General features: G+C 73.5%; 16 protein-coding genes. 6 read left to right on the top strand and 10 right to left on the bottom strand.

All coding sequences use genetic code 11. The features are described 5' to 3' along the window. The first annotated feature begins 1 nt into the window (after nucleotide 1). From JL106_RS19800 to JL106_RS19790, 3 genes are all read left to right on the top strand, one after another. A complete protein-coding gene (locus JL106_RS19800) occupies nucleotides 2-3,172 on the top strand; it encodes an AAA family ATPase (RefSeq protein WP_205262498.1) in 3,171 nt (1,056 codons plus the stop codon). 306 nt (nucleotides 3,173-3,478) lie between these two features. Then, the gene (locus JL106_RS19795; RefSeq protein ID WP_205262525.1) at nucleotides 3,479-4,855 is read left to right on the top strand and encodes a glycine--tRNA ligase; all 1,377 of its coding nucleotides are present in this window, start codon (nucleotides 3,479-3,481) and stop codon (nucleotides 4,853-4,855) included. 173 nt (nucleotides 4,856-5,028) lie between these two features. Then, a complete protein-coding gene (locus JL106_RS19790; protein WP_205262524.1) occupies nucleotides 5,029-6,459 on the top strand; it encodes an aminobutyraldehyde dehydrogenase in 1,431 nt (476 codons plus the stop codon). A gap of 7 nt (nucleotides 6,460-6,466) precedes the next feature. Here the strand turns inward: JL106_RS19790 and JL106_RS19785 are convergent, their stop codons facing one another. Beyond that, complete coding sequence (locus JL106_RS19785; protein WP_205262497.1) at nucleotides 6,467-7,432, bottom strand: LysR family transcriptional regulator; 966 nt, start codon at nucleotides 7,430-7,432, stop codon at nucleotides 6,467-6,469. A gap of 240 nt (nucleotides 7,433-7,672) precedes the next feature. Between JL106_RS19785 and gabT the strand changes: the two genes are divergently transcribed. Next, nucleotides 7,673-9,052: a 4-aminobutyrate--2-oxoglutarate transaminase gene (gene gabT, locus JL106_RS19780; RefSeq protein WP_205262496.1), complete on the top strand. Its 1,380-nt coding sequence runs from the start codon at nucleotides 7,673-7,675 to the stop codon at nucleotides 9,050-9,052. A gap of 71 nt (nucleotides 9,053-9,123) precedes the next feature. On the opposite strand, the gene JL106_RS19775 is transcribed toward gabT, so the two are convergent. From JL106_RS19775 to JL106_RS19765, 3 genes are read right to left on the bottom strand one after another with little or no spacing between them, the layout of a single operon-like run. Next, on the bottom strand, nucleotides 9,124-10,188 hold the full coding sequence (locus JL106_RS19775; RefSeq protein WP_205262495.1) for a PDR/VanB family oxidoreductase: 1,065 nt from the start codon (nucleotides 10,186-10,188) through the stop codon (nucleotides 9,124-9,126). Beyond that, entirely contained in the window at nucleotides 10,188-11,411 is a 1,224-nt protein-coding gene (locus tag JL106_RS19770; protein ID WP_205262494.1) for an aromatic ring-hydroxylating oxygenase subunit alpha, read from the bottom strand. The genes JL106_RS19775 and JL106_RS19770 overlap by 1 nt, the downstream gene beginning before the upstream one ends. Next, complete coding sequence (locus JL106_RS19765) at nucleotides 11,408-12,379, bottom strand: sugar phosphate isomerase/epimerase family protein (RefSeq protein ID WP_205262493.1); 972 nt, start codon at nucleotides 12,377-12,379, stop codon at nucleotides 11,408-11,410. The genes JL106_RS19770 and JL106_RS19765 overlap by 4 nt, the downstream gene beginning before the upstream one ends. Nucleotides 12,380-12,563: 184 nt before the next feature. Between JL106_RS19765 and JL106_RS19760 the strand changes: the two genes are divergently transcribed. Both JL106_RS19760 and JL106_RS19755 read left to right on the top strand, forming a co-directional pair. Next, entirely contained in the window at nucleotides 12,564-13,487 is a 924-nt protein-coding gene (locus JL106_RS19760) for an Lrp/AsnC family transcriptional regulator (RefSeq protein WP_205262492.1), read from the top strand. Between the two features lie 44 nt (nucleotides 13,488-13,531). After that, a complete protein-coding gene (locus tag JL106_RS19755; protein ID WP_205262491.1) occupies nucleotides 13,532-14,626 on the top strand; it encodes an NAD(P)-dependent alcohol dehydrogenase in 1,095 nt (364 codons plus the stop codon). A gap of 76 nt (nucleotides 14,627-14,702) precedes the next feature. Here JL106_RS19755 and speB read toward each other — a convergent pair whose 3' ends face one another. From speB to JL106_RS19725, 6 genes are all read right to left on the bottom strand, one after another. After that, complete coding sequence (gene speB, locus JL106_RS19750) at nucleotides 14,703-15,758, bottom strand: agmatinase (RefSeq protein ID WP_205262490.1); 1,056 nt, start codon at nucleotides 15,756-15,758, stop codon at nucleotides 14,703-14,705. Nucleotide 15,759: 1 nt separating this feature from the next. Beyond that, a complete protein-coding gene (locus JL106_RS19745) occupies nucleotides 15,760-17,388 on the bottom strand; it encodes a 5-guanidino-2-oxopentanoate decarboxylase (RefSeq protein ID WP_205262489.1) in 1,629 nt (542 codons plus the stop codon). After that, complete coding sequence (locus JL106_RS19740) at nucleotides 17,385-18,371, bottom strand: C-terminal binding protein (protein WP_205262488.1); 987 nt, start codon at nucleotides 18,369-18,371, stop codon at nucleotides 17,385-17,387. The genes JL106_RS19745 and JL106_RS19740 overlap by 4 nt, the downstream gene beginning before the upstream one ends. Before the next feature lie 59 nt (nucleotides 18,372-18,430). After that, complete coding sequence (locus tag JL106_RS19735; RefSeq protein WP_328842602.1) at nucleotides 18,431-19,246, bottom strand: amino acid ABC transporter ATP-binding protein; 816 nt, start codon at nucleotides 19,244-19,246, stop codon at nucleotides 18,431-18,433. Continuing rightward, entirely contained in the window at nucleotides 19,243-20,025 is a 783-nt protein-coding gene (locus JL106_RS19730) for an amino acid ABC transporter permease (RefSeq protein WP_205262487.1), read from the bottom strand. The genes JL106_RS19735 and JL106_RS19730 overlap by 4 nt, the downstream gene beginning before the upstream one ends. A gap of 136 nt (nucleotides 20,026-20,161) precedes the next feature. Continuing rightward, nucleotides 20,162-21,073, bottom strand: coding sequence for a transporter substrate-binding domain-containing protein (locus JL106_RS19725; RefSeq protein WP_205262486.1), 912 nt, complete (start codon nucleotides 21,071-21,073; stop codon nucleotides 20,162-20,164). Nucleotides 21,074-21,271 lie beyond the last annotated feature (198 nt).

The following is a 21,271-nucleotide window of genomic DNA, read 5'->3' as shown; positions in this document are numbered from 1 at the left end:
AGTGAGACTGCACCGCCTCGAACTCCAGGCGTTCGGGCCGTTCCCCGGCCGGATCGAGGTCGATCTCGATGCGGTCGGGGCGGACGGACTGTTCCTGCTCTGTGGTGACACCGGCGCCGGGAAGACCACGGTGCTGGACGCCGTCGCGTTCGCCCTCTTCGGTCGGGTCCCGGGCAGTCGGCAGGAGGCCCGGCGGTTCCGCTGCGACCAGGCCGACCCGGGCCTGCGCACCGAGGTCCGGTTGGAGCTCACAGTGGCCGATCAGCGCATCGTGCTGGTCCGCACCCCGGAGTACGAGCGGCCCAAGAGCCGCGGCACCGGCACCACGACCGAGAAGCACAAGGTCGTGCTGCGCTGGCTGGACGGCGGACCAGCCGGCGGCCCGACGGACGGGTTGACCCGGGCCGACGAGGTCGGTGCGGCCATCGCCGATCTGGTGGGCATGACGGCCGAGCAGTTCTTCCAGGTCGTCCTGCTGCCGCAGGGCCAGTTCGCCCGGTTCCTGCGGTCCGACACCGACGAGCGCGCGGCATTGCTGGAGCGACTGTTCGACACCGGCCGGTTCGGCAGCGTCGAGGACTGGTTCGCGACCGCTCGACGGGAGTCCGGCGCCCGGTTGCGCGACCTCGACGACGCCGTGGCGCAGACAGTGGCCCGGGTCGCGGAAGCGGCTGCCGGCCCGGTGCCGGACCAGCCGGACGAGCAGTGGCTGGCCGCACTGCGGGACCGGGCCGCCGACGTCGCCGAGTCCACGGCCGACGCGTTCAGGTCGGCCCGGGCGCGGCAGCGGATGGCCGGCCGGCGGTCGGCCGAGGCGCGACGGATCGCCGAGCTGGTCGCTCGCCGTGCCGAGTTGCAGCGCCGGGCGGCCGTCCTGGCCGAGGCCGGTGACCGGCTCGACGGGTGGCGGGCCGAGGTGGACGCGGCGGGCAAGGCGGCGCCGGTGGTGCGCGCTCTGGACGCCGCGGCGGCGGCCGGCGCGGCGGCGGCCTCCGCCGTGGCGGCCCGGGACGCGGCCGTCCGGCAGTGGCTGACCCGGGTGGACGAGGTCGGGGCGCCGCTGCGATCGGTGGCCGCGCTGGTGCCGGCGGGCACCCGGTCCGGGGCGGACGGCTGGCCGGACGGGTGGGACGAGGCCGACGCCTCCGGGCAGCTGCTCTTCCCCGATCCCTCCGGTCCGGCCGAGCCGGAGGAGGCGTTGGTCGAGTGGAATCCGACGCGGCTCGACCTCGACGACCCGGACCCGACTGCGCTGCGCGCGGCAGCGGCCGGTGATCGGGAACAGGCCGGCGCGCTGGCCGCGCTGGCCGCCGAGGCCGAGCAGCAGCAGCGGGACCTCGCCGCGCTCACCGACGCCGACAGTCGACGGGTGACGCTGGCCGCGGAGCTGGACCAGGTGGACGCCGCCGCGGCGGCGCTGCCGGCGTCGATCACCGCGGCCGCCGCTCGGGTCGCGGCGGCCGATCAGGCAGCGGCCCGGCTGCCGGACGCCACCGAACGCGCGGCCGGCCGCCGTCGTGCGGCGGCGGCCGCCACCGCCGTGCCGGAACTGCTCGAGCACTGCGCGTCAGCCGAGGCCGCGGCCGTGGCGGCGGTCGACGCGCACCACCGCGCCGTCGACGCCCGGCACGACCTGCAGGAACGGCGCATCGCCGGCATGGCGTCCGAACTGGCCCGCGGGCTGACGGCCGGCGAGGCCTGTCCGGTGTGCGGTGGCTGCGACCACCCGGCGCCGGCTCCGGCCGCCTCCGACGCGGTCACGCCCGCTGTCATCACCGCGGCCGCCGAACGCGAACGCCAGGCGGCGGGGCGGCGGGAGGCGGCGTCGGCGGCGGCCGCGCAGGCCCGACTGGCGCTGGAGGAGGCCAGGCGGTCCGCCGACGGCGCGGAGGCAGCCGCGGCGGCGGCCGCACTCGCCGACGTGCTGGCCGAGGTCGCGGAGCTCCGGCAGCTGGCCGGGTCCGCGGCGGCCGAGCGGGACGCCCTCGAGCTCGCCCAGCAGCGGGCCGGCACCGTCCGGGACCGGCACCGCGCGCTCACCGCGCGGCTCAGCGCGGAGGACGCCCGCATGGCCGAGCTCCGCGTCCGGATCGCCGGTCGGACCGAACGGCTCGAGGCGGGCCGCGCCGGCTTCCCGGACGTGCCCGCGCGTCGGGCCGCGCTGCTGGCCCGGGCCGGTGCGGGTGAGGCCGCCGCGGGCGCCAGCGCCACCGCGCGCACGGCCCGGGCCGGGTGGATTGAGGCCGAGCGGGCCGTCGAAGAGGCGCTGCGGCACAGCGGGCTGGCCGATGTGGACGCCGCTCGCCGGGCCGCCGCCGTGGACGTCGACGTCCTCCGCGGGCGCATCAGCCAGGTGGAGCAGGACACCGCGGTGGTCCGTGAGCAGTTGGCCGATCCAGAGCTGGCGGCCGTCGCGGCCGCCGCCGAGGACGGTCCCGATCGGCCCGATCCGGCGACCGTGGCCCGCGAGGCCCAGTCGTCCGCCGAACGAGCCGACCGGGCTCTGGAGGCGGCGTCGGGATCGGCCCGGCTGGCCCGCGAGAGGCGGCACCGACTCGACGAGGCGGCGCGCGCGTTGCAGGCCGTGTGGCAGGAGCGGCTGCCGGTGCTCGAGGCGGACGCCGAGCTGAGCGCACTCACCGACGTGGTGCTCGGGCGCGGCCAGAACCACCGCGGCATCTCGCTGCGGACCTATGCGGTGGCGGCCAAACTGCGGCACGTCGTGGTGTCCGCCAGCGCCCGGTTCAGCGACATGACCGGTGGGCGCTACAGCTTCGAGTCGACCACCGAGCGGGACAGTCGCTCCCGCCGGACGGGCCTGACGGTGGCCGTGCGGGACAGCTGGTCCGGTCAGTTGCGCTCGGCCAAGACGCTGTCCGGCGGTGAGACCTTCGTGGCCTCGCTGGCGCTGGCGCTCGGGCTGGCCGACGTGGTGGCCGCGGAGTCGGGAGGCCGTCTGCTCGACACGCTGTTCATCGACGAGGGTTTCGGGTCGCTCGACGCGGGCACGCTCGACCAGGTCATGGACACCCTCGACGAGCTGCGGGCCGGCGGCCGGGTGGTGGGGCTCGTGTCGCACGTCGACGAGTTGCGGCAGCGGATCCCCGATCAGATCCGGGTGGTCCGCGGCCCGGCCGGATCCAGCGTGCAGGTGCACGCGGCAGCGCTCTGACCGTGCGGACCGTGCCAGCCGTCACCCGATCGAAGGGTCCTCGACCGGCGCCCCGCCCGGTCGAGGCCGGATCGGCCGGCGGGACGAGCGGGGACGGTCGGCGGCGGTCCCGGCGGTGGCTAGGCTCGCAGCGGCCGCGGGATCCACCGCGGACGACGACACGGCCGGTGCCGCGCCCCCTTCCCGGGGGCCACGCCGGCCGCGGCCGCGGATGCCGCGGCCCGACGCCAGGAGTTGCCCGCAGTGGTCAGCGATCAGCCGTCCCAGTCCTCCGCCAAGCAGCAGGCCCAGGCGGCCAAGGCCGGTGTGCAGCGCATCGAGTCGGTGGTGTCGCTGGCCAAGCGGCGCGGGTTCGTCTTCCCGTCCGGCGAGATCTACGGCGGCACCCGTTCGGCCTGGGACTACGGCCCGCTCGGGGTCGAGCTCAAGGACAACATCAAGCGGCAGTGGTGGAACACCATGATCCGCTCCCGCGAGGACATCGTCGGCCTGGACTCCTCGGTGATCCTGCCCCGGCAGGTCTGGGTCGCCTCCGGCCACGTCAACGCGTTCACCGACCCGCTGGTGGAGTGCACGTCGTGCCACAAGCGCTTCCGGGCCGACCATCTCGAGGAGGAGTTCGCCGAGCGCAAGGGTCGGGTGGCCGAGCAGGGGCTGGCCGAGATCCCGTGCCCGAACTGTGGCACCAAGGGGGCCTGGACCGAGCCCAAGGAGTTCAACGGGCTGCTCAAGACCTTCCTCGGCCCGGTCGAGGACGAGTCCGGGCTGCACTACCTCCGGCCCGAGACGGCCCAGGGCATCTTCGTGAACTACAACAACGTCGCCGCCTCGGCCCGCAAGAAGCCGCCGTTCGGCATCGGCCAGATCGGCAAGTCGTTCCGCAACGAGATCACCCCGGGCAACTTCATCTTCCGGACCCGCGAGTTCGAGCAGATGGAGATGGAGTTCTTCGTCAAGCCGGGCACCGACGAGGAGTGGCACCAGTACTGGATCGACCTGCGCACGCAGTGGTACGTCGACCTCGGGATCGCGCGGGACAACCTGCGCCAGTACGACCACCCCAAGGAGAAGCTGTCCCACTACTCGAAGCGGACCGTCGACATCGAGTACCGCTTCCACTTCCAGGGCAGCGAGTGGGGCGAGCTCGAGGGCATCGCCAACCGGACCGACTTCGACCTGAAGACCCACTCCGAGCACTCGGGCGTCGACCTGTCGTACTTCGACCAGGAGACCGGTGAGCGCTGGACGCCGTACGTGATCGAGCCCGCGGCGGGTGTCGGCCGGCCGATGATGGCGTTCCTGCTGGAGGCGTACGCCGAGGACGAGGCGCCCAACACCAAGGGCGGGGTCGACAAGCGCACCGTGCTGCGACTGGATCCGCGACTGGCCCCGGTGAAGGCGGCCGTACTGCCGCTCAGCCGGAACGCCGATCTGTCGCCGGTGGCCCGCGATCTGGCCGCCGAGCTGCGTCGCAGCTGGAACGTCGAGTTCGACGATGCCGGCCAGATCGGTCGCCGCTACCGTCGTCAGGACGAGATCGGCACTCCGTTCTGCCTCACCGTCGACTTCGACACCGCCACCGACCAGGCCGTGACCATCCGCGACCGCGACACCATGTCGCAGCAGCGGGTGGCGCTCGACCAGGTGCACGGCTTCCTGGCCGCGCGGCTGGCCGGCAGCTGAGCCCCCGGGTCGACCGGGTCCGCGAACGGGCCCGGATCCGGTCGGCCGCCGAACTGCCCGCTGCCACCACCAGCGACCGCCGAGGAGCCCCCGTGACCGCCAGCCCGACCGACCGCTCCGCCTCCAGCACCGCCGTCGCCAGGACTGCCGAGTCCCGCCCGCAGTCCGGGCCGGTGGCGTTGCGCAACGTCATCGGTGGGGTGGAGGTGAACAGCGCCTCGGGCGCCACCAGCGACATCGTCGACCCGGCCACCGGTGCCGTGTACGGGACGGCGCCACTGTCCGGGAGCGAGGACGTCGACCGGGCCTACGCGGCGGCCGCGGAGGCGTTCGGGTCCTGGCGCTGGTCGACGCCGGGCGAGCGGCAGTTGGCCCTGCTCCGGTTCGCCGACCACATCGAGCGGCACGGCGAGGAGCTGACCGCGGTCGAGGTGCGGGACACCGGCAAGCCGACCGCGCTGACCCTGTCCGAGGAGATCGGGCCGATGGTCGACCAGCTCCGGTTCTTCGCCGGGGCGGCCCGGGTGCTCGAGGGCCGGGCGTCGGGGGAGTACCTGCGTGGGCACACCAGCTCCATCCGCCGGGAGCCGGTCGGCGTCGTCGGCCAGGTCGCACCATGGAACTACCCGATGATGATGGCGATCTGGAAGCTGGCGCCCGCGCTGGCCGCCGGGTGCAGCGTGGTGCTGAAACCGTCCGACACGACTCCGGCCAGCACCGTGTGGATGGCCAGGGCGGCCCAGGAGTTCTTCCCGCCGGGCGTGGTCAACGTGGTGTGCGGTGACCGGGACACCGGTGCCGCCCTGGTCGCGCACCGCACGCCGGCGCTGGTGTCCATCACCGGGTCGGTCGGCGCCGGCATCGCGGTGGCCACCGCCGCGGCCGGCAACCTGACCCGACCGCACCTGGAGCTGGGCGGCAAGGCACCGGTCGTGGTCTTCGACGACGCCGATCTGGAGGCGGCCGTCGAGGGCATCGCCGCCGGCGGGTTCTTCAACGCCGGCCAGGACTGCACCGCGGCCTGCCGGGTCATCGCCCTGCCGGGCATCCACGACGAGTTCGTCGCCGCGCTGACCGCGCGGGCCGCAGCCACCCGGACCGGCGACCCGGACGACGCCGACGTCCTCTACGGCGCCATCAACAACGAGGCGCAGCTGACCCGGATCACCGACCTGGTCGCCCGGGCGGGGCAGCGGGCCGAGATCACCACGGGCGGGGCGCCGCTGGACCGGCCGGGGTACTTCTTCGCCCCGACCGTCGTGGCCGGGGTCTCCCAGGACGACGAGATCGTGCAGCGCGAGGTCTTCGGCCCGGTGATCACCGTGCAGCGGGCGGCCGACGAGGAGGACGCGGTCCGGCTGGCCAACGGCACCGACTACGGGCTGGCGTCGTCGGTCTGGACGGGCAACGTGGATGTGGCCGGCCGGATGGCCGCGCGGATCGACGCCGGCTGCGTCTGGATCAACACCCACATCCCGTTGGTGGCGGAGATGCCGCACGGCGGCTTCAAGCACTCCGGCTACGGCAAGGACCTGTCGATGTACGGGTTCGAGGACTACACCCGGATCAAGCACGTCATGCACAAGCACGGCTTCACGGGCTGAGCCCGGCTCAGCGGGCAGCGGCTGGGTCGGTGTCCGGCCCGTACCGCTGCACGAGGAAGGCGGCCAGCCGGTCGACCATCGCGGCCAGGTCGGCGCGGGCCGGGTGGTCGTGCGGCCAGGATGCGAACAGCCGGAACCGCAACGGTCGGCCGTCGCGGTCGAGGACGGCCCGGCGGGTCAGGCCGTAGCGCGGGTCGTCGGTGACCACGGCGACCCCCCGGCCGGCGGCGGCCAGGGCCTGCGCCACCGTCCCGCTCGACGCCTCCAGCACCGTCGGCCTCTCGACGGCAGCCTCCGTGTTGTCGAGATCGTGCTGCGAACGCTGGATCTCGACGTCCAGGACGGTCCGAGCGGTGAACCCGGGCGGGACCGTGATCAGCGGATGGGCCAGCAGGCGCGTCACCGCCAGCCCGAGCACCCGTCCCGGTCCGGTGACCGATCCGGCGAGTACCGGGTGGGTGGACGGGACATCGGCCCACACCGGGAGCACGGCCACCGCCCGGCCCTGCGCGGGCGGACGTGGCGGGACCGGGCCGATGACGAGGTCGGCGCCCCGGTCCAGCGCGGTGAGCCCGTCGGGCGACGGGACCGCGGACGACTCGAGCACGGTGGGCACCGGGTCCTCCGGGGCGAAGGTGGCCACGAACGGTGCCACCACGTCGGCCAGCGTCGTCGCCGGTGCGGCCAGCGTCAGCCGGGTCAGGCGTCCGGCCGCCTCCGACGCGGCCCGGTCGCGGAACTGCCCGGCCCGCACCAGCAGGTCACGCGCGGCGGGCAGCAGCGACCGGCCCGCGGCCGACAGCCGGACCCGTCCCGGGGATCGCTCGAAGAGCGAGGTACCGAGATCACGCTCCAACGCGACGATCTGACGGGACAGCGCCGGTTGCGCGATGCGCAGCTCGTCGGCCGCCGCGCTCACCGTGCCGAGGTCGGCCACCGTGACGAAGGTCCGCAGGGCCCGCAGGTCGACCATGGCTCACCCCACCTCGGCATGGGGGCGATGCCGGATCGGTCTTGGACGCCGAAGGCTGCTCGAATCGATACTCAGCACGTCCCGGGCGTGCCGACAGCGCGATCCGGTCGCCGTCGCGCCGGAGGCGCCGGCCACCGGAAGGGCAGCGGTCGCACCCGGTCCCGTCCCGGATGTCCCCGGCGTCGGCCCGACCACCCGTCGCGCCGGACGCCCCACCGCTGAGTCCCTGCAGGAGCACGCATGTCGATCGACCAGTCCCGGCTGCTGCGGACCGCGGTCCCGGGTCCCCGTTCGGTGGCGCTCACCGAGCGCCGCCGGGCCGCGGTGCCGGCCGGTGTCGGCAGCACCATGCCGGTGTGGGCGGTCGAGGCCGGCGGCGGCATCGTCGTGGACGTGGACGGCAACCGGCTCATCGACCTCGGGTCGGGCATCGCGGTCACCACGGTCGGGGCGAGTGCGCCGCGGGTGGTCGCCGCCGTCCGCGAGCAACTCGAGTCGTTCACGCACACCTGCTTCATGGTCACCCCGTACGAGCCGTACCTGGCGGTCGCCGAGGCACTGAACCGCCTCACCCCGGGCGACCACGACAAGCGCACCGTGCTGTTCAACTCGGGCGCCGAGGCGGTGGAGAACGCGATCAAGATCGCTCGGTCGGCCACCGGGCGGACCGCTGTCGTCGCGTTCGACCACGCCTACCACGGCCGCACCAACCTGACCATGGCGCTCACTGCGAAGAACCTGCCGTACAAGCACGGCTTCGGGCCGTTCGCGTCCGAGGTGTACCGGGCGCCCATGTCCTACCCGCTGCGCGACGGCGGGATCGACGGCACTCCCGACGGCGCAGCTGCCGCGGCTCGCGCCATCGACCTCATCGACAAGCGGGTCGGTTCCGACAATCTCGCGGCCCTGGTGATCGAGCCGATCCAGGGCGAGGGCGGTTTCATCGTCCCGGCGCCCGGCTTCCTGGCCGCGCTCGCGCAATGGTGCCGGGACCACGGCGTGGTGTTCATCGCCGACGAGGTGCAGACCGGTTTCGCCCGCACCGGGGCCATGTTCGCGTGTGAGCACGAGGGTGTGGTTCCCGATCTGATCGTGACGGCCAAGGGCATCGCCGCTGGACTGCCGTTGTCGGCGGTGACCGGTCGCGCCGAGCTGATGGACGCCGTGCACGTCGGCGGCCTCGGCGGCACCTATGGCGGCAATCCGCTGGCCTGTGCCGCCGCGCTGGCCGCCATCGACACCATCGAGACGGACGGGCTCGTCGAGCGCGCGCAGGAGATCGGCGCGCTGCTGGTCGACCGGCTCACGGCGCTGGCCTCGGTGGACCCACGGATCGGACAGGTGCGGGGCCGGGGCGCCATGATCGCCGTGGAACTGGTCCGGCTCGGGACGCTCGAGCCGGACCCGGCGCTGGCCCGGGAGGTCGCCGCGGCCGCCCACCGGCAGGGCGTCATCGTGCTGACCTGCGGGACCTGGGGCAACGTGCTGCGGTTCCTGCCGCCCCTGACCATCAGTGACGCGCTCGTGCACGACGCCATGGACGTGCTCGAGTCCGTGTTCGCCGACGCCGCACCGGGGGCCGGGGCGCGGATCGCCCGGGCCACCGCGTCCGTCGGCTGATCGGTCCGGGGCACCGCGCCGACCGCGAAGGACCCCGGAGCCGGTGCGGCTCCGGGGTCCTTCGGTGCGGCTCACAGGTCCAGCGTCAGCCGCGACGTCCGCGAGCGGGAGATGCACGGGAACATCACGTCGTTCGCCTCCTGCTCGTCCGGGGTCAGCACGCTGTCCCGGTGCTCGGGAACGCCCGCCAGCACGCCGGTCTCGCAGCTGCCGCAGGTGCCTTCGCGACAGGACCACATGATGTCGCACCCGGCGCCGAGCAGGACGTCCAGCAGCGACGTGTCGGCCGGCACGGGCAGCACCTGCCCGCCGGTGCCCAGTTCCACCTCGAACCCGCCGACCGCGGCGCCGGTGTCGGCCCCGTGGTCGGTGTCGGTCGTGGCGCCGTCGGCGTCCGTGGTCACCGTGACGATCTCGCGGGGCCGGAACCGCTCGGTGCGCAGCGACTCGGCGGCGATCGTCCCGGCCACGGCATCGCTGACCGCGGCGAGCATCCGCTCCGGACCGCAGCAGTAGACCAGCGTGCCCGGAGCGAGATCGGTCAGCAGCGCGGCCAGGTCGACCCGGCGCTCGGCGGACGGGTACAGCTCGATCCGGTCCCCGTGCCGGTGCAACCGCCGCCGGAACGGCATGGAATCGCGCCGGCTGCCGGCGTAGACCAGCCGCCACGGACGGCCCTCGGCGTCGGCCTGCTCGATCATCGGCAGCAACGGGGTGATGCCGATGCCACCGGCCACGAACACGTACTCGGCGGCGGGCTCCAGCTCGAACAGCTGGCGCGGCCCGACCACGGTGAGCATGTCGCCGACCCGGAGACGTTCGTGTACGTGCCGGGACCCGCCGCGGCTCGCGGCGTCCAGCCGGACCGCGACGGTCCACTCACCGGCGGCCGGGTCGCCGCACAGCGAGTAGGAGCGGATGAGCGGCTCGGTGGAGTCGTCGACCGGGAGGTGCAGGTCGATGTGCGCGCCGGGGGACCAGGCCGGCAGCGGCTCGCCGTCCGGTGCGGCGACCGTCACCGAGACGACTTCCTCGGCCTCCCAGCGCACCTGGGCGATCCGCAGCCGCTGGGTCGGCACCGGCCCGCCGCGTCGGCGTCCGGCCGCGGCCTCGTGGGTGACGTCGGTGACGGTCATCAGTAGCCGGCCTTCTCGGCCACCCGCTGCTGGAAGAACGCGGTCACCTGGTCCCACTGCGGCACCAGGTAGGTGCGGTCCGACCCGGGCGAGCGGCGACCGGTCTGCAGCTTGTGCAGGATCGGCATGTCCTGCTCGTTGACCTCGTACAGCACCTCGCAGAGCCGCTTGATGGCCGGCCCGAAGTCCTCGTTCGCGGCCGCCCGGTCGACGAAGATGGCCATGTGCTCGACGGTGTGGTCCGGCGCGATCGGGTCGAAGCCGATGACCTGGAACCAGTCGGCCTCCAGGAACAGCAGGGCGTTGGGGAAGACGCAGAAGATGTCCTGCCGCTCCAGCATCGCCTCGGGGACGTCACCCAGCCACGGCAGCTGCTGTTCGGTCTTCTTGGCCTTGCCGGCCGCGCCGCGCGGGTAGCACCCGCCGACGATGTCCCGCTCCATGACGACGTCGTCGATGTCGAGGGACGCCGCGACGCTGCCGACCTGCGGGTGGATGAACGGCAGGTGGTACCAGTCGAGGAAGTTCTCCACGACCAGTTTCCAGTTGGCGTCGATGTCGAAGTCGCGCTCCTGGGCCAGGTGGATGCGGTCGAAGTCGATGTGGCTCCAGCGCTGCTGCAGCGGGGCGACCAGGTCGGCCAGCGATCGGCGGTCGGGGTCGGACGGATCGGCGGCCAGGTTGACGAACACCATGCCGGCCCACACCTCGCTGACCACCGGCAGCAGGCTCAGTTGCGCCTGGATGTCCTTGTCCGGGTTGGTGCGTCGCTCGCGCTTGAAGTACGGCGCGACGGCCAGCGAGCCGTCCAGGTGGTACGACCAGCAGTGGTAAGCGCACTGGATCCGTTGGGTGACCTGGATGGGCTCCTCGGTGAGGGCCATGCCGCGGTGCCGGCAGGAGTTGTGGAAGACGCGCAGCTCCCCGTCCTCGCCTCGGATCATCAGCAGCGGGGAGCCGCCCACCGTCAGCGGCTTCACGTCGCCGGGGTTGGCCACCCAGTGCGCGAACCCGGCCCAGACCCAGCCGGAGGAGAAGATCGACTGCTGTTCCGCGTCGAACTCGGCCTGGCCGGTGTAGGCGCGGGCCGGGATCATCGCGCGGCCGACCGGCCGGCCGTCCAGCGGCCCAGAGGTGACGGTGTTGCCGGAGCCGTTGGTGGTGGTGGCCGGCGCCTGGAACGGAGCCTCGGGCGTGGCGGGCGCGGTGGGGGTGAGGGTCATGACGGGATCTCCACGGGAGCGGGCGACGAGATGGGAAGGGAGGACGATGGGTCGGCGGTCGTCTCGCTGGCTCCGGCGGCGTGCAGTCGCTCGGACTCGGTGAACGCCTGCCGGGCCCACTGGCGGAGGGTGAGCGCCTCGGCCCAGCGGTCGGACAGCTCCTGGCCGTCGGCGCCGACGATCGCGTAGGGCCGGGTGCCGAGCTCGCAGCAGAAGATGACCTCGTCGGGGACGTCGGCCCGGGCGGCCCGGCGCTGCCGGATGGCAGCGAACCCGCGCGTCCACCAGTCGCGGAACCGCGCGACGGCGTCGGCGTGCGCGGGGAAGTCGATCGGCACCTGGACCTGGCAGCGGGTGGCGACCCGGCCCTGCAGGGAGCCGGCCCGGTGCAGCAGCCGGTCGACCAGCGCCTCGGTCTCCGGGTGGTGGCCGTCGGGCAGCTCGCACCCGCAGACGTGGTGGGACAGATCGATGGCCAGTGGCACCGCCGGGTCCAGCCGCTCGAGCAGGCGCACGGTGGTCCGCAGGTCGTTGGTCATGGTGTTGCGGTGGGTCTCGAGCTGCATGCGGATGCCCGCCGCGCTGCACCGCTCGGACCAGCGGTGCACGACCGCCGCCAGCCGGTCCAGGTCGAAGTCGAAGACCTGCCCACAGACGACCATGTCACGCGCACCGATCGCCTCGGCGTAGTCGATGGCATCTCCCAGGGCGGCGTCGCCGTCCAGGAAGGCGAAGACGGCGGTGCGCAACCCGGTCCCGGGCAGCAGGGCGGCCAGTTCGGTGCTCGCCGGCTTCTGCTTGGCGCCCAGATCGACGGCCAGCCCGTCGAACCCGGCGCCGGCGATGCGCTCCACCCGCTCGGCCAGCGTCCACTGGCGCTCGCCGCGGAAGGGCAGGTCCTCCATGGCCCACAGCGACTGGTAGGTGAGCAGCCGCAGCGGCGAGCCGTCGGGGGAGGGGGCGGACATGGAACTCCCGGGCGATGATCAGGACGGGCGCGGCGCGGCGGGCCATGCGGCCGTCAGACGGATCTTGCAGCCGACTGGGTCTTCGGCAGACGTTTCATCCGAAGACTACCGCCGGACCGAACGATACGATCGCCAACGACCGCACGGACGACAGATGTGATCTGCCGGAAATATGGGAGGGGCCGTGACCGGACCGCCGCTGGACGCCGCGGACGAGGCGTTGCTGGGCGCGCTGGCCCAGGACGGTCGAGCGGGCGTCGAGGCGCTGGCCCGGACGACGGGGTTGCCGCGCGGGACGGTGCGGACCCGCACGCAGCGGCTGTTGGCCGAGGTGGTCGACGTGCTGGGCATCGTGCATCCGGCGGTGTTCGGGCTGACCGAGTACGCCCTGGTCCGGGTGGCCGCCACCGGCCCGGTCGGTCCGGTGGCCGCGGCGGTGGCCGCCCTGGACGCGGTGCCGTTCGTGTCCGTGACGGCGGGCGAGACGGCGCTGGTCGCGGAAGTGCGGACGCGGACCCGCGCCGCGCTGGCCGGAACGGTCGCCCGGATCGCCGCGGCGCCGGGGGTGCTCAGCGCCGAGTCCAGCCCGTACCTGGAGATCCTCAAGGACGCCAGCGTGGCGGCCACGCCGACCGGGGACGACACGGTGGCGTCCGGGGCGCCGACCGAGCCGGTCGATGCGCTCGATCGCCGGCTGCTGGCCGAGCTGCAGCGGGACGGCCGGCTGTCCTACTCGAGCCTGGCCGAAGGCGTCGGCCTGTCGGTGGGCGCGACGCGGACCCGGGTGCTGCGGCTGCTGGACACCGGCGTGCTGCACATCGGGGTGCGGCCGCGGCCGGTCGCCGCCGGGCTGGTCCAGGCCGGGGTGGCCATGGCCGCCCACGGTCCGGTCGAGCCGTTGATCGAGCAGTTGCGACGGGTGGACTCGGTCACCTACCTGGCCACGGCGCTGGGCCGCTGGCCGCTCATCGCCACGGTGCGGGCGGAGTCGCTCGGCGGTCTGGCCGACCAGCTGGACCGGGTGCGGTCGCTGCCCGGGGCGGGCCCGTCGACGACCTGGACGCACCTCCGGTTGGTCAAGGAGCGCTACCAGGACGACCTGGCCTGAGTGCGGGAGGATCGCGCCGGGTCCCGTCCAGGTCAGGAGCAGCGATGAGCGAGTCGGTGACGATCCCCAGCACGACAGAGGCCAGCACGTCGATCCCCAGCACGATGACCGCCAGCGTGCTGCGCGCGGTGCACGACGTCGTCCTGGAGGAACGTCCGGTGCCGGTCCCGGCGCCGGACGAGGTCCTGGTCCGGGTGGCCAGCGTCGGGGTGTGCGGCTCCGACGTGCACTACTACGAGCACGGCCGGATCGGCCCGTACGTGGTGCGGGCGCCACTCGTGCTGGGCCACGAGGCCGGCGGCACCGTGGTGGCGGTCGGGTCGGACGTCGACCCGGCCCGGATCGGGCAGCGGGTGGCGGTCGAGCCGCAGCGGCCGTGTCGGGTGTGCGAGTTCTGCCGCTCCGGGGCCTACAACCTGTGTCCGCGGATCGAGTTCTGGGCCACTCCGCCGGTCGACGGGGCCTTCTGCGAGTACGTCGTCGTCCCCGACGACTTCGCCTACGAGATCCCGGAACAGATCAGCGACCACGCTGCGGCCCTCATGGAACCGCTGTCGGTCGGCATCGCGGCGGCGCAGAAGGGCGGCATCGGCGTCGGCGACACGGTGCTCATCGCCGGCGGCGGGCCGATCGGCGTGATCGCGGCCCAGGTGGCACGGGCGTTCGGTGCGGTCGACGTCGTGGTCGCCGACATCGACGCCGGGCGACGGGCGCTGGCCGCGAAGTACGGGGCGCGGGTGATCGATCCGGCCACCGAGTCGACCGAGGACCTCGGCGCCCACGTCTTCATCGACGCGTCCGGCGCCACCACGGCCATCACCAACGGCATCCGCTCGACGCGGTCCGGTGGCACCGTCGTCCTGGTCGGCAGCGCCGACGAGATCCCGTTGTCCGTACCGGAGGTCGCGATGCGGGAACTGAAGGTCACCGGCGTCTTCCGGTACACCAACACCTGGCCGATCGCCCGGGGGCTGCTGGTCTCCGGGGCGGTGGAACTGGACTCGCTGGTCACCCACGTCTACGGCATCGAGCAGGCCGAGCAGGCGCTCACCGGCGAGGGGGCGACCGGCGGCCTCAAGCGCATCGTGCAGCCCGGCGTCCGGCGGGTCGACGACCCGGCGGTGGCCGCGGCTTCCTGAGCCGGGGCACCGGGAGCATCCGGTCCGGCGGTGACGCGCAAACGACCGCTGCGCCACCGCCGGGGCTCCGGGCCGATCACACGCCGGTGAGCGCGGTCGCGCCGTTCCGGGTCACAGCCGCCTCGGCCCGGCTCCGCGCGTGCCGCCGGGCCATCAGGGTGAGCAGGTCGTACCCGACGTGGCAGGCGGCGACCGAGGTGATGTCGGCGTGGTCGTACGCGGGTGCCACTTCGACGACATCGGCCCCGACCAGGTTGAGACCGTCCAGGCCGCGGAGCATCTCGAGCAGCTCCCGACTGGTCATCCCGCCAGCCTCGGGTGTGCCGGTGCCCGGGGCGTGGGCCGGGTCCAGCACGTCGATGTCGATCGAGACGTACAGGGGCCGGTCGCCGATCCGTTCGCGCAGCGCGGCGACCACCTCGTCGATGCCCCGCTTGCCGACCTCGGCCGAGGTGACGATGCCGAAGCCGAGCCGGCGGTCCTCGGTGAGGTCCTCGGCCCCGTACAGCGGCCCGCGGGTGCCGACGTGGCTGAGCGCGTCCAGGTCGAGCAGCCCCTCCTCGGAGGCGCGACGGAACGGCGTGCCGTGGGTGTAGTCGGCGCCGAAGTAGGTGTCCCAGGTGTCCAGGTGGGCGTCGAAGTGCAGCACGGCGACGGGGCCGTGCGCCCGGTGCATGGCCCGCAACGCCGGGAGCGCGATGGTGTGGTCGCCGCCGATCATCAGCGGGGTGATGCCCGCCGCCAGCATGGCGGACAGGTTCTCGTCCACGGTCTCCAGTGCGGCGCCGATATCGAACGGATTCACGGCCAGGTCACCGGCGTCGACGACCTGGGCTTCGCGGAACGGCGAGGTGTCCAGGGCCGGGTGGTACGGCCGCAGCAGCCGGCTGGTCTCGCGGATCGCGGCCGGGCCGAACCGGGCGCCGGGCCGGTAGGACACGCCGGTGTCGAACGGCACGCCCAGCACGGCGATGTCGGCCGCCGGCACCTCGTCGATGCGGGGCAGTCGGGCGAAGGTGGCGAACCCGGCGTAGCGGGGGGTGATCGCGGAGTTCACCGGGCCGAGCGGCTCGGTGGGCGAGTGCTGCACCCGGGGCACGGCCGGCGGCACGTACGGGCGGGGGTCGGTCATGTCAGGCTCCAGGACGGGACAGGCCGGTCGGTCCGGCGGGATCGGTGGCCACCACGACGGACACCCCCGGGCGGTCGGCGGCGTCGGCCAGCTCGCGGGCGAAGGCGTCGGGGTCGCTCACCCGGGTGGCGGCGGCGCCGAACCCGCGGGCGATGGTGACCAGGTCGTGAGCGGTGGTCTCGGTGCCGACGCGGGGGGCGCCGGCCCGGTCGAACGAGTCGCGGATCTCGCCGTACCCGGCGTTGTCCCACACCACCAGGGTCAGCGGACGGCCGACGTCGACGGCGGTGGCCAGCTCGGCGATGGTGAACAGCAGCCCGCCGTCCCCGGCCACCGCGACGACCGGGGCGTCGGGACGGCCGATGCCGGCGCCGATGGCCATGGGCAGGGCCGGGCCCAGAGTGCCCAGGCCGTACGGCGCCAACCAGGTGCGTGGGTGCCGGGCGGGCAGCAGGTGGATGGCGCTGTAGGCGAGCTGGGTGGAGTCCAGCGCCACCACCGTCTCGGACGTCAGGGCACCGCCCAGGGCGTCGACCCACGGACGGTGGCCGTCGGTCTGCGCGGTGAACTGCACGTCGCGGGCGGCGGCGGCCCGGGACGCGCCGTCCGCGAGCACGTCTCGCGTTCCGGCCGGGATTGCCGCCAGCAGCTGGCTGAGCACGGCGGTCGCGTCGCCGGCCAGGCCGACGGTGGCCGGGAACGGGGTGTGCAGTTGGTCGGGGTCGATGTCGACGCGCAGCAGGGTGCCGTTGATCGTGAGGTCGGCCCCGGTGTAGATGCGGTCGACCTCGCTGAACTCGGTGCCCACGGCCAGCACCACGTCGGCGTCGGCCAACATCTGCAGCGGCCCGGGGAACGGCAGCAGGAAGCCGACGGCGAGCGGGTGGTCCTCGGGCAGCACGCCCTTGGCGTTCCCGGTGGTGATCACCGGGGCGTCGACACGTTCTGCCAATGTCCGGATCCCGTCCGCGGCGCCGAGCGCGCCACCCCCGACCAGCAGCACCGGGGCACGGGCGCCGGCCAGGCGCGCGGCCGCCGCGGTGATGTCCTCCACGGGGATCGGCAGGGGATCGGCCGGCCGGGTGACCGGGCTGATCGGGCCGGTACGCCGGGACAGCAGGTCGATGGGCAGCGCGAGGTGCACCGGACGCGGCCGGCCGGTGCGCCAGCCGGCCGCGGCATCGGCGAGCAGTTCGGCGAAGTGGTCCGGGTCGGTGACCGTCTCGCTGATCGAGGTGATCGGCGCGGCCAGGGCGGCCTGGTCGCCCACGTCGTGCAGCGGACCGCGGCCCCGGCCCAGATCGGCGGTGGCCGTGGTGGCGGCGATCACCAGCATCGGCTGGGAGTCGTGCCAGGCCTGGGCGACCGGGGTGAGCGCGTTGATCAGGCCGGGGCCGGTGACCAGTAGGCAGACGCCCGCGTTGCCGGTCACGCGGGTGTAGCCGTCGGCCATGAAGCCGGCGCCCTGTTCGTGGCGCGGCACCACGGAGCGCAGCCCGCGGCGGTGCACGCCGCGGTACAGCTCGATCGTGTGCACGCCGGGGATGCCGAAGACGGTGTCGGTGCCGAGGGTGTCGGCCACGAGGTCGAGGGCGGCCTCGCCGAAGGTGCGGAGGGTGGTGCTGGTCATCGGTCGGCTCCTGGGGGTTCCGGTGCGTTGACCGGGGAGTTCGGGCGGCCGGTGCGGGCCCAGGTCAGCACGTTGGCCGCCTGTTCGGTGATGTAGCTGCGTCGGGTGACGTCGGACAGGTAGGCGATGTGCGGGGTGATCAGCACGTCGTCGCGGTGCAGCAGCGGGTGGTCCGCCGGGGGCGGTTCGACGTCGAGCACGTCGAGGGCCGCGCCGGCCAGCCGGCCGTCGTCCAGCGCGGCGGCGAGCGCCACCGGGTCGACGAGCCCGCCGCGGGAGGTGTTCACCAGCAGGCTCCCGGGGCGCATCGCGGCCAGGAAGCCCGCGTCCACCAGCGCCTGGGAACCGTCGGACAGCGGGAGGTGCAGGGTGATCAGGTCGGATCGTGCCTGCAGCTCGGGCAGCGACACCCGTCGCACGCCCGGGATCTCGACGTCCTCGGGGAGCCACGGGTCGTGGCCCAGGACCTCGGCCACCTGCCCGACGGCCCGGGCGGCCACCTTGCGGCCGATCCGGCCCAGCCCCAGCACGCCGACGGCCACGGTGGACAGCCGTCGCGGCGCCGGCGTCCGGCGGGCCAGCCAGTCGCCCCGCCGGGCGGCGGCGGCATGGAAGGGCAGGTCGCGCAGCAGCGCTGCGGCCAGGGCCCAGGTGTGGTCGGCGACCTCGTCGGAGGACAGGTCGTCCAGATTGGTGACCCAGACGCCCCGGTCGGTGGCCGCGTCCGCGTCGACGTTGTCGTGGCCGCGGGAGAGCAGCGCGATGATCCGCAGCTGCGGCAGCCGGGCCAGCAGCGACGCCGGGATCGGTGCGTAGCCGACCAGCAGGGCGGTGGCGTCCGCCGCGGCGTCCAGGATGGTCTGCTCGTCGCGGGTCTCGAGGACCCGCACCCGGAACCCGGCGTCCTGCAGAGCCTGGACGCCGGGGGTGGGATCCAGGTCGTCGACGTCGGTGTACACGGCGAGGGGGGCGGATGACGCCATGGAGGAGGAACTCCGGCTCTGTGGCTCGAGGGTGGGTGCGGCGGTCGCGTGAGCCGGGCTCAGTGCACGTGCTCCAGGAACCGCCGGGTGCGCTCGTGCTGCGGCCGGTCGAAGAACTCGTCGGGAGCGGCCTGCTCGACGATCTGGCCGGAATCGAAGAGTGCCACCTCGTCGGCCACCCGGCGGGCGAACCGCACCTCGTGGGTGACGACGACCATGGTCATGCCCTCGCCCGCGAGCTGCTCCATCACGGCCAACACTTCACCGACCAGCTCGGGGTCCAGCGCGGAGGTCGGCTCGTCGAACAGCATGACCTTGGGGTCCATGACCAGGGCGCGCGCGATGGCCACCCGTTGCTGCTGGCCGCCCGACAGCTCGCTCGGGAAGTGCCCGGCCCGCTGGGCCAGGCCGACCCGGGTCAGCATGGCGTGGGCCCGGTCCCGCGCCTCGGAGCGCGACACCTTGCGCACCTGGGTCAGGCCCAGCATGACGTTGTGCAGCGCGTCCAGATGGTTGAACAGGTTGAACCGCTGGAACACCATGCCGATGTCGGTGCGCTGCCGGGCCAGGTCGCGCTCCCGCAGATGACTGACCCGGCCTCCAGACACGGATACTCCGAGACGCTTGCCGTCCAGGATGATCTCGCCGGCGTCGGGCGCCTCCAGCAGCGCCATCAGCCGCAGGATGGTCGACTTCCCGGAGCCGGACGGACCCAGCAGGGCCTTGACCTCGCCGCGGTCGACCGTGAAGTCGACGCCCTTGAGCACCTCGGTGGCGCCGTACCGCTTGTGCAGGTCCTGGACCCGCAGCAGGGGGAGCTGGTGCGCGTGCCGGCCGGTGGTGGCGGCGGGCTGCTCAGCGTTCGCGGTGCTCATACCTTGAGGGCTTCCTGTGCGGCGTTGGGCGTTCCGGTGGAGCCGGGCGCTCCGGGGGAGCGGCGCGACCACGAGGGCGGCAGGAACCGGCGGGTCGGGACGGTGGAGGTCCACCGGTACCGGCGCTCGATCCACGACTGCAGCAGCATCACCAGGCTGACGATGACCAGGTAGTAGACGAGGGCGGCGACGTAGTACTCCGCGTAGCGGAAGGTCACCGACACACCGACCTGCGCGGTGGTGAGCAGCTCGCGCAGCGAGATCACCGAGGCCAGCGAGGTGTACTTGATCATCGCGATGAACTCGTTGCCGGTCGGCGGCAGCGCCACCTTGATCGCCTGCGGCACCAGCACCTTGCGCAGCACCTGCAGCGGCGTCAGACCGAGCGCGCGGGCGGCGACCGCCTGGCCGTCGTCGATGCTCAGCAGGGCCGCCCGGATGATCTCGGCCATGTAGGCGGCCTCGACGATGGACAGGCCGATCAGCCCGGCCAGGAACGGCGAGAACCAGTCCTCCCGCAGGGCGGGGAACAGCTGCGGCCCGGCGTTCCACACGAGCAGCAGCACCAGCAGGGTGGGGATGGCCCGGAAGAACCAGACGTACAGGCCGGCGACCGCCCGCGGGGCGCGGTGCTTGGAGATGCGGCCGAGCGCGACCACGAACCCGATGATCACCGCCAGCACCTGCGAGGCGGCGGCGAGGCCGATGGACAGCACGGCGCCGTCCAGGTACTCCTGCGACGTCAGGGCGTCCCAGAAGATGGTGCCGTCGAATTCCATGGAACTTCCTCACGGTGTCGCGGTCGCCGGCGGGCGAGCCGGGCGGCCGGATGGTGCTGCGGGGTGGTGATCCGGTCACCGTCGGGGTCGGCGCCGGACCGGGCAGTGGTCGTCCCGGCGCGGACCCGATGACGGATCAGGCGGCGGGCAGCGACTCCGGGTCCAGGCCGTACTTGGTGGCCAGCTCGGCCAGGGTGCCGTTCTCGATCAGGGTGCTGACGCCCTCGGCCACGGCCGGGGACAGTTCGGAGCCCTTGACGGTGAAGACACCGAACTGGGTGTCGGCCGGGAAGACGCCGGGCACGACCTCGAGCTTGCCGGCGGACTTGGACACCATGTCGGCGGCGGCCACATCGGTCTCGATGAGCGCGTCCGCCTTGCCGTTGGTCACCGCGGCGACGGTCTCGGCGGTCTTCGGGTACGGCTGGATGGTGATGCCCGGCTTGCTCTCGCCCTCGAACTGCTCCGAGAGGGTCACCAGGGTCTGCTCGTTGGCGCCGCCCCCCTGCACGGCCACGGTCTTCCCCGACAGGTCGTCGGAGGTGGCGATGCTCGAACCGGTCGGCACGATGAGGCCCGGCCCGGTGTTGAAGAACGCCGTCGCATCGGCCACCTCGAGCCGGGCCTCGCTCATGTACAGCGCGGACCACAGCACGTCGCAGCGTTTGGCCTGCAGCGCCGGCATGAGGCCGTCGAAGGTGGTGACCTCGAAGGTCAGCTCGACACCCCACAGCTCGGCCAGCGCGCGGGCGGCGTCGGCGTCGAAGCCGATCGGGTCACCGCTGGTCCCGTTCTCGTAGTACTCCATGGGCGGGTACTCCGGGTCGATGCACAGACTCATCTCGCCGTCGTTGATCAGTCCGGCGGGTGCCGCACCGGCGGCGGAGGACCCGGCCGACGACGATCCGGCCGACGAGGACGAGGACGAGGACGAGGACGAGGACGAGGACGAGCTGCCGGCGTCGTTGCTCGACCCGCAGGCGGTGAGCGCGAGCAGGGCGGCGGTGGTGACCGCGGCGAACAGTGCGGTCGAACGGGAGCGGGTCATGAGGAGGACCTCCAGGAGCGGTCACGACCGGGCGGATCCGGTCGAGCCGAGGTGATCTCGGCGCCGCCGGCGAGCGGCGGGTTCGAGGCGGAACGCTAGGTCGCACCCCGACACGACCACAATGCAGTCTGTCTGTAACGAGCATGTTTCTTGACCGTTCTGTCGGCGATCGGGCGCATACAGTTCGCGAAATCGCAC

Origin of the sequence: Nakamurella leprariae (assembly GCF_016918035.1) — a bacterium.
GTDB lineage: Bacteria > Actinomycetota > Actinomycetes > Mycobacteriales > Nakamurellaceae > Nakamurella > Nakamurella leprariae.
The sequence above is the reverse complement of the archived record's forward strand: the minus strand, read 5'-3'. Positions and strand labels throughout refer to the sequence as shown.

What these genes read in the sequence shown, in the direction of transcription:
- JL106_RS19730 (WP_205262487.1), bottom strand. Translation starts at nt 20,025, where the DNA reads ATGGAATTCGACGGCACCATCTTCTGGGACGCCCTGACGTCGCAGGAG.
- JL106_RS19775 (WP_205262495.1), bottom strand. Translation starts at nt 10,188, where the DNA reads ATGACCGTCACCGACGTCACCCACGAGGCCGCGGCCGGACGCCGACGC.
- JL106_RS19765 (WP_205262493.1), bottom strand. Translation starts at nt 12,379, where the DNA reads ATGTCCGCCCCCTCCCCCGACGGCTCGCCGCTGCGGCTGCTCACCTAC.
- JL106_RS19725 (WP_205262486.1), bottom strand. Translation starts at nt 21,073, where the DNA reads ATGACCCGCTCCCGTTCGACCGCACTGTTCGCCGCGGTCACCACCGCC.
- speB (WP_205262490.1), bottom strand. Translation starts at nt 15,758, where the DNA reads ATGACCGACCCCCGCCCGTACGTGCCGCCGGCCGTGCCCCGGGTGCAG.
- JL106_RS19745 (WP_205262489.1), bottom strand. Translation starts at nt 17,388, where the DNA reads ATGACCAGCACCACCCTCCGCACCTTCGGCGAGGCCGCCCTCGACCTC.
- gabT (WP_205262496.1), top strand. Translation starts at nt 7,673, where the DNA reads ATGTCGATCGACCAGTCCCGGCTGCTGCGGACCGCGGTCCCGGGTCCC.
- JL106_RS19785 (WP_205262497.1), bottom strand. Translation starts at nt 7,432, where the DNA reads ATGGTCGACCTGCGGGCCCTGCGGACCTTCGTCACGGTGGCCGACCTC.
- JL106_RS19735 (WP_328842602.1), bottom strand. Translation starts at nt 19,246, where the DNA reads ATGAGCACCGCGAACGCTGAGCAGCCCGCCGCCACCACCGGCCGGCAC.
- JL106_RS19770 (WP_205262494.1), bottom strand. Translation starts at nt 11,411, where the DNA reads ATGACCCTCACCCCCACCGCGCCCGCCACGCCCGAGGCTCCGTTCCAG.
- JL106_RS19755 (WP_205262491.1), top strand. Translation starts at nt 13,532, where the DNA reads ATGAGCGAGTCGGTGACGATCCCCAGCACGACAGAGGCCAGCACGTCG.
- JL106_RS19740 (WP_205262488.1), bottom strand. Translation starts at nt 18,371, where the DNA reads ATGGCGTCATCCGCCCCCCTCGCCGTGTACACCGACGTCGACGACCTG.